The organism is Mesorhizobium sp. M7A.F.Ca.MR.362.00.0.0 (assembly GCF_004023175.1).
Classification (GTDB): Bacteria; Pseudomonadota; Alphaproteobacteria; order Rhizobiales; family Rhizobiaceae; genus Mesorhizobium.
Genome location: NZ_RZTF01000187.1, coordinates 1 through 7087, shown reverse-complemented (window position 1 = coordinate 7087; position 7087 = coordinate 1). Strand labels below are relative to the sequence as shown.

Genomic DNA, 7087 nt, shown 5'->3' with positions numbered 1-7087 from the left:
TTCAGGATTTCGACCAATGGCGCGCGGCCGATCAGTGGCTTGCGCGTCATGTCGGGCAGCGCGACCTTCAGCCCGCGCACGGAGAACAACGGTTCAACCATGCGGCCGCCTCCAGGCTTGGTCTGCGGCAGCGATCTCCGAAGCAAGCCCGGCCAGCACCGCCTCGTCCACCGGCTTCAGCGAGGCGAAAGGATCGGTGTAGCGTGGCGTCGCCGCCATCAGCGCTCGCGTGTAGGGATGCTGCGGTGCTGCGAAGAGGGCAGCCGTGTCGGCCTCCTCCACCACCTTGCCGGCATAAAGCACCGAGACTCTCTGGCTGATCTTGGCGACGACGCCGAGATCATGGGTGACGAACAGGATCGCCGTGCCATGCTCGCGCTGCAACTGCACGATCAGCCGCAGGATCTGTTTTTGCACGGTCACATCAAGCGCCGTGGTCGGCTCGTCGGCGACGATCAGCCTTGGCTCCGCGGCGAAGGCCGCAGCGATCAGCACGCGCTGGCGCATGCCGCCGGACAGTTCGTGCGGATAGCTTTTCAGCACGCGGTCGGGATCGCGGATTTGCACCTCGTCCAGCAATTGCCGGATGCGGGTATCGGCCTTCTCGCCACTCCAGCCGAGGATGCGCACCAGCCGGTCGGTCATCTGCGAGCCGATGCGCCGCGACGGGTTGAGCGCGGTCAGCGGGTCCTGCGGGATCAGCGCCGTGCGCGCCCCGATCAGCGTGCGTCGTGCCTTGGGTTGCAATTTGCCGAGGTCTTCACCCTCGAGCAGCATGTCGCCTTCGACAATGCGCACGCTCGACGGCAGCACACCGAGCACCGCCTTGCCGATCATCGTCTTGCCGGCGCCGCTTTCGCCGACCAGCGCGCGCACTTCGCCGGGCTGAACGGCAAGCGACACCGAGCGCAATACGCGCTGGCCGTTGGGCAGCACCGCGCTCAACCCCCTGATGTCGAGGCAGGCGCTCATCGCAGCACCGGATCGAAACGCGTCTTCAGCGCCTCGCCGAACTGACTGAACGACAGCACGGTCAGGATCAGCGTGATCAGCGGGAACACCAGCACCCACCAGGCCTGATGGATCGACAGCCGGCCCTCGGCGATGATGCCTCCCCAGGTCGGATCGTCGGTCGAGATCGACAGATTGACGAAGGACAGGATCGCCTCGACGATAACGGCGATGCCCATTTCCAGCGACAGCAATGCGACGATCGACGGCACCACATTGGGCAGCACTTCGCGCAGCATGATGCCGATGCGGCCGTAGCCGGCAATGCGGGCATTCTCGACATAGTCCATGCGCGACTGACCCATTGTCTCGGCACGGATCACCCGGCAGAAACGCGTCCAGTCGATGATGGCGATGGCCAGGATGACGGAACTCAAGCCCGTGCCGAGCACCGCCACCAGCAATATGGCGAACAGCACCGGCGGAAAGGCCATCCAGACATCGACGACGCGCGAGATGATGCGGTCGGCCCAACCGCCGAAATAGCCTGCGATCAGGCCTAGCGTCGAGCCGACCAGGCACGCAGCGACGGCTGCGGAAAAGGCGACGATGAAGGCGATGCGGCCGCCAAAGATCAGCCTCGACAACAGATCGCGGCCGAGGCTGTCGGTGCCGAGCCAATAGCCGGGTTCGGCTCCATTCATCCAGAATGGCGGCAACCGCTCCAGCATCAGATCCTGCGCCAGCGGATCCTGCGGCGCGACCAGCGGCGCGAAGATTGCCGCCAGAAGCGCCAGCAGCAGCCAGCCGCCGGCCAGCCACAGGCGTGGCGACACACCTCGTCTTCGAGCACGGCCCTCATCCATGGCGCAGCCTCGGATTGAGCAGCGCATACATCATGTCGACGCTGAGGTTGATCAGCACGAACAGCAGCGCGAAGACCAGCACGATGCCTTGAATCAAAGGCAGGTCGCGGTTGATGACCGCGTCGATCGCCATATTGCCGAGGCCCTCATAGGAAAACAGCCGTTCGACGATGACGGTGCCGCCGATCAGGAAGGTGAACTGCACGCCGACCAGTGTCAGTGTCGGCAAAGCGGCATTCTTCAAGGCCTCGCGCAGGATGACCTGCGTTTCCGAAAAACCCTTCACCCGTGCCAGCACGACGTAGTCGAGGTCGAGCACTTCCTTCAGCGACTGTTTCAGCAGCTGCGAGATGATTGCTGCCAGCGGCAGTGCCAGCGCCACGGCCGGCATCAGCATGTGCTTCAGCAGATCCCAGGTCAGGTCGAGGCGCAGGCGCAACAGGCTCTCGAACAGATAGAACTGGGTGACGAAGGGCAGGTCCAGTTGCGGCGACACCCGGCCGGAAATGTCGAAGATCGGCACCAGCACGCCGAACAGCAGGATCAGCACCAGGCCCCACAGGAAATCGGGAATGGAAAGCGCCGCGCCGCTGGCGATGTCGATGCCGGCCTCGACCGCCGTGCCGCGTTCGCGCGCGCCGATGATCGCCGTCGTGCCGCCGATCGCCACCGCCATGATGAGCGCGACGATAGCGAGTTCCAGCGTCGCCGGCAGCCGGTTGAAGACCAGCCCGAGCACATCCTGCCGCAGCGAGATCGAGGTGCCGAAATCGCCCTGGGCGACACCAGACAGCCAGATGAAGAATTGTTGCACGATGGTCTTGTCGAGCCCATAGAGCGCGCGCAGCCGGGCGATGTCGGCATCCGTCGCGCCGGGCGGCAGCATCATGGCGATCGGATCGCCGGGCGCGACGCGGATCACGACAAAGACGACGACGGCCACGCCGAACAGCGTGATCAGCATCGTCAGCAGACGGATCAGGAATCTTTGCAGGAGCATGTAAATCTTTGCAGGAGCCCGTGGGCTCGTATGCCCGATGGAAAATGCGCGCCGTCATTGATGACGGCGCGCGGCAATTCCAGGCCGATATCAGGCCGGGGTCATCAGGGCCGGCAGCAGCGCGCCGGACACATGCTGCACCACATTGACGCCCTTGGCATGCACGATCGGCTGCGCATACTGGATCAGCGGCAGCACATAGGCCTGCTCGGCGATGTATTTGTCGACAGCCTTCCAGCCGGCGATGCGCTTGGCCTCGTCCTTTTCGCCCCACAGCGGGTTGATCATGTCGATCAAATCCTGGCTGTCCCACACCGAATGCGGGCTCGGGCCGTACATGGCAAAGCCGGTCGAGGTGGTCGGATCGCCGATGGCATTGCCCCAATTGTAGAAGGCGGCCGGCGCAAGCTTGTCGGCGGCGCGCAGTTCGTAGTGCTTGGCGATCTCGTAGACTTCGATCGTCGCCTCGATGCCGACCTTGCGCCACATGCCGACGATCGCCTGGATCATCTCATAGTCCTTGGGCTTGAAGCCCTTGGTCGTCTGGATGGTGAACTTGACCGGCTTTTCCGGCGAATAGCCGGAAGCGGCGAGCAATTCCTTGGCCTTTTCCGGATTGTGCTCGACCTTGATCGACGCGTCGTAGGATGCGTATTCCGGCGTTTCCAGCGTATCGATCGGCTGGCCGTAGCCGCGTAGCAGGCGATCGACCAGCAGCTTCTTGTCGACGGCCATCACGGCGGCCTGGCGGACGTTCTTGTCCAGCATCGCCTCGATGTCGTTGAAGAAGATCATGCCGATGTCGGAAACGTTCTTGCACGAGCCGGCAAGCCCGTCCTTGACGATCAGCCGGTCATACTCCTCATAGGGAATTTCGAGCGTCACCTGCGAGGAGCCGGATTCGATCTCGGCGACGCGGCTTGCCGCGTCGGCGACGAACTTGATCGTCACATTCTCGAAGGCCGGCTTGCCGCCCCAGTAGTTCGGGTTTGCCTTGAGCCGCAGGAAGGCGTTGCGCTCGAATTTTTCGACCATGTAGGGGCCGGTGCCGATCGGCGCCTTCTCGAAACCTTCGGTGCCGACCTTCTCGTAATAGGCCTTCGGCATGATGTAGCCGGTCAGGAACGACATCCATTTGAAATAGACAGGGTCGAACTGCACGACGTCGCCCGTGATTTTGTTGCCGTCGATCTTGAAGTTGTTGACGTTCTTCCAGACGAACTGGATCGGATTGCCGGTCTTTTCGTCGCCTGCCCGCTGCAGCGACCAGACGACGTCCTCGGCAGTGAACGGCGAGCCGTCATGCCAGGTCACGCCCTCGCGCACCGTCATCATTATCTTGGTGCGGTCGTCGTTCCAGCCCCATTCGGTGAGCAGGCCCGGCGCGAAGGAAAGGTCGGGCTTCTGTGGGATGAACTGGTCGAACACCGACTGGTACAGCCCCTGGATGGTCGGGTTGACGGCCGAGGGGCCGGTGGTTGGATCCCAGGATGGCAAGTTGACGTTGTAGGCGATGGTCAGTTCGCCGGCAGCCGCCCTAGCGATCGACGGCAGGCCGACGGCGGCCACCCCGAGTGCCGCGGCGCTGTATCCCAGCAATTCACGTCTGTTGATTGTCATGGTCGTTCCCCTTGTTGGTTTTGTTTCTGCGCGCGGCGTCTTAGTTCATTGGTTCAGGCTTCTTGGGCAGCAGCGCCTTGCCCCTTGTAGCCTCAAGGAAATCCTCGGCTCCTACCTCCCGCCAAGCTGTTGTGCGAGCATGAAGCCCGACGCCGCACCGGTGCCGGCGCCCGGCCATGTCGCGGCTCCAGTGAGGTGCAGATGCGCCACCGGCGTGTTCCAGCCGGCATAGCCGCGGGCCGGGCGGAACAGGAAGTTCTGCGCCAGATGATGGCTGCCGCAGACCTGGTCTCCGCCGACGAGGTTGGGGTTCTCGCGCTCCAGATCGATGGGCGAGAAGACGGCACGGCCGAGGATCTTGTTGCGCAGGCCGGGAGCATAGGTCTCGATGATGTCGAGGACACGCTCGGCGTAGGCTTCCTTCACCTTGTCCCAATGGTCCGGCGCGATCTTGCCGGCGGCATCGCCCAGGATTTCGGCGGGCAGCATGCGCACCTGCACCCACAGCACATGCTTTCCCTCAGGCGCCCGCGATGGGTCGATCGCCGTCGGCTGGCCGACCACCAGCACCGGCCCGTCCGGCAGCATGCCCGCCATCGCCTGCTGATAGGTACGCGACATGGCGTCGAGCGAGGGCGACAGATGCACATAGGCGAACTGCCGAAGCTCCGTTCCGGCGCGCCAGTCGGGCAGATCGTCGAGTGCCAGATGGATCATCATCGTGCCCGGCGCATGGCGGAACTTTTGCATCGCCGTGTCGAAGCCGGCGTCGCCCGAACCATTGGGCAGCAGCTTGCCAGTCAGCGCCTTGGGCGCAACGCCGGCAATGACTGCCCTTGTGGCGGTATGGGTCTCACCGGAAGCAAGCCGCACGCCGGTCGCCCTGCCGGCGGAAACCGTGATCTCGGCCACTTCGGCGCCGGTGACGATCTTGCCTCCAGCAGATGTGACCATGCCCGACAGCGCCTTAATGATGGTGTCGGCGCCGCCTTTGCCCAGCACCATGCCGAAACTCTGGTTGGCCATCGATTCCAGATAGGGGAAGACGGCACCGCCGGCGATGTCGGGCGCGAAGTCGAGATGCATGCCCCAGGTGGCGAGCGTTGCCCTGATATGCGGCGACTCGAAATTCTCCTCCAGCCAGGCGCGGGGCGAGGACAGCAGCAGCCGGCCCGTATCGAGCGCGCCGGCAATGCCCTTCTTGCGCCACAGGTTCCACGCCGTGCCGGCAAGCGCGCGGGCACTCATCGGCGAACCCAGCAGCCGGAACAGATGCTCGGCTTCCGCCGGGAAGGCGGCGACCAGCCTGCGCCATGTCTGGGCATCAGCAGCGGAGAAGGCGGCGATGCGCGCGGCGGTCTTTTCCAGATCGTTGCTGACGCCGAACCAGCGTCCGTCGGGGAATGCGCTGGCGAAACAGTCGGCGACCGGGGCGAACTCCAGCCCCCGCGCTTTCAATTCATTTGCATATTTCCGGTGGAAGGCCGAGCCGGCGAAGAGGCTCAGATTCATCGCACCGAAATCGTGGCGAAAGCCAGGGAGGGTGAATTCGCGCGTCTGGACGGCGCCGCCGATTGTTGCACTGCCCTCGAAAATCCCGGTTTTCCAGCCTTTGAGCGCCAAATGCGCGGCGCATGCCAGACTGTTGTGGCCGGCCCCGACAAAGATGGCGTCGAACTCGCTCACGCCCCGTCCCCATTTCCTTTATGCTTAAAGATAATTGCAGATGCATATGTTTTCGTCTAGTAGGATATTAAGGGCCGAGACGAGCCTTGATCATCACACGAAAGAGGGAACTTCAGACCATGGACACCCAAAAACTCCTCGGCGAAGTCGCCAGCCAGCTTCTTTCAGGCGCCATCAAGGTGGTCGACCTGTCGGCGCCGCTCGGGCCGGATACGCCGTTGATCAAGCTGCCGCCGGAACTCGCCGTCGACACGCCGAAGGTCGAGATCCACAATATCTCCCGTTACGACAAGAACGGTCCGTGGTGGGCCTGGAACTGGCTGAAGCTCGGCGAGCATTCCGGCACGCATTTCGACGCGCCGCAGCACTGGATCTCCGGCAAGGATTATCCGGACGGCGCTACCGACACCATTCCGGCGCAGAATTTCGTCGGCCCGGTCAATGTCATCGACTGTTCGAAGGAAGCCGCCGCCGACCCCGATTTCCTGCTCACCGTCGACCACATCAAGGCCTGGGAAGCCGAGCATGGCGCGATCAATGCCGGCGAATGGGTGGTGATGCGCACCGACTGGTACAAGCGCAACGGTTCGGAAGCCGAGTTCCTCAACGCCAACGAGACCGGCCCGCACACGCCGGGGCCGACGGCCGAAGCCATCCAGTTCCTGATCAGCAAGGACATCAAGGGCTGGGGCTCGGAGACGATCGGCACGGACGCCGGCAAAGCCGGCGGCATGGAGCCGCCATTCCCGGCGCACACGCTGATGCACAAGGCCAACCGCTACGGTCTCGCCAGCCTCTGCAACCTCGACCAGCTGCCGCCGAAGGGCGCCATCCTGATCGCGGCGCCGCTCAAGATCGAGCACGGCACCGGCAGCCCGATCCGCGCGCTGGCACTGGTGTCGAAGCAATAGGGTGAGGTGGGTCTTCGGGAGAAGATCATGCGCGAAGGTGAAGTTCTGGTGAC

6 protein-coding genes and 1 pseudogene are annotated in these 7087 nt (G+C 63.6%); 1 reads left to right on the top strand and 6 read right to left on the bottom strand.

Annotation, left to right across the window (positions count from 1 at the left end; translation table 11 throughout):
• The 6 genes and pseudogenes from EOC06_RS43070 to EOC06_RS21380 form a co-directional block, all read right to left on the bottom strand.
• A pseudogene (locus EOC06_RS43070) lies at positions 1–101 on the bottom strand (ABC transporter ATP-binding protein); the annotation flags it as partial.
• Positions 94–972, bottom strand: coding sequence for an ABC transporter ATP-binding protein (locus tag EOC06_RS21400; protein WP_127326228.1), 879 nt, complete (start codon positions 970–972; stop codon positions 94–96). The pseudogene EOC06_RS43070 and the gene EOC06_RS21400, both read right to left, overlap by 8 nt.
• Positions 969–1817: an ABC transporter permease gene (locus EOC06_RS21395; RefSeq protein WP_127269247.1), complete on the bottom strand. Its 849-nt coding sequence runs from the start codon at positions 1815–1817 to the stop codon at positions 969–971. Before EOC06_RS21395 ends, EOC06_RS21400 begins: the two co-directional genes overlap by 4 nt.
• Positions 1810–2817 (bottom strand): ABC transporter permease, encoded by a 1008-nt coding sequence (locus EOC06_RS21390; RefSeq protein WP_128308724.1) that lies wholly within the window; start codon positions 2815–2817, stop codon positions 1810–1812. The genes EOC06_RS21395 and EOC06_RS21390 overlap by 8 nt, the downstream gene beginning before the upstream one ends.
• Before the next feature lie 90 nt (positions 2818–2907).
• Complete coding sequence (locus tag EOC06_RS21385) at positions 2908–4437, bottom strand: ABC transporter substrate-binding protein (protein WP_128308723.1); 1530 nt, start codon at positions 4435–4437, stop codon at positions 2908–2910.
• Between the two features lie 111 nt (positions 4438–4548).
• Complete coding sequence (locus EOC06_RS21380; RefSeq protein WP_128308722.1) at positions 4549–6123, bottom strand: NAD(P)/FAD-dependent oxidoreductase; 1575 nt, start codon at positions 6121–6123, stop codon at positions 4549–4551.
• 119 nt (positions 6124–6242) lie between these two features.
• On the opposite strand from EOC06_RS21380, the gene EOC06_RS21375 reads away from it, so the two are divergent.
• A complete protein-coding gene (locus EOC06_RS21375) occupies positions 6243–7034 on the top strand; it encodes a cyclase family protein (RefSeq protein ID WP_128308721.1) in 792 nt (263 codons plus the stop codon).
• Positions 7035–7087: the final 53 nt, after the last annotated feature.

Bases quoted from the DNA above. Each gene is read 5' to 3' on its own strand.
- EOC06_RS21400 (WP_127326228.1), bottom strand. From the start codon at position 972: ATGAGCGCCTGCCTCGACATCAGGGGGTTGAGCGCGGTGCTGCCCAAC.
- EOC06_RS21395 (WP_127269247.1), bottom strand. From the start codon at position 1,817: ATGGATGAGGGCCGTGCTCGAAGACGAGGTGTGTCGCCACGCCTGTGG.
- EOC06_RS21390 (WP_128308724.1), bottom strand. From the start codon at position 2,817: ATGCTCCTGCAAAGATTCCTGATCCGTCTGCTGACGATGCTGATCACG.
- EOC06_RS21385 (WP_128308723.1), bottom strand. From the start codon at position 4,437: ATGACAATCAACAGACGTGAATTGCTGGGATACAGCGCCGCGGCACTC.
- EOC06_RS21375 (WP_128308721.1), top strand. From the start codon at position 6,243: ATGGACACCCAAAAACTCCTCGGCGAAGTCGCCAGCCAGCTTCTTTCA.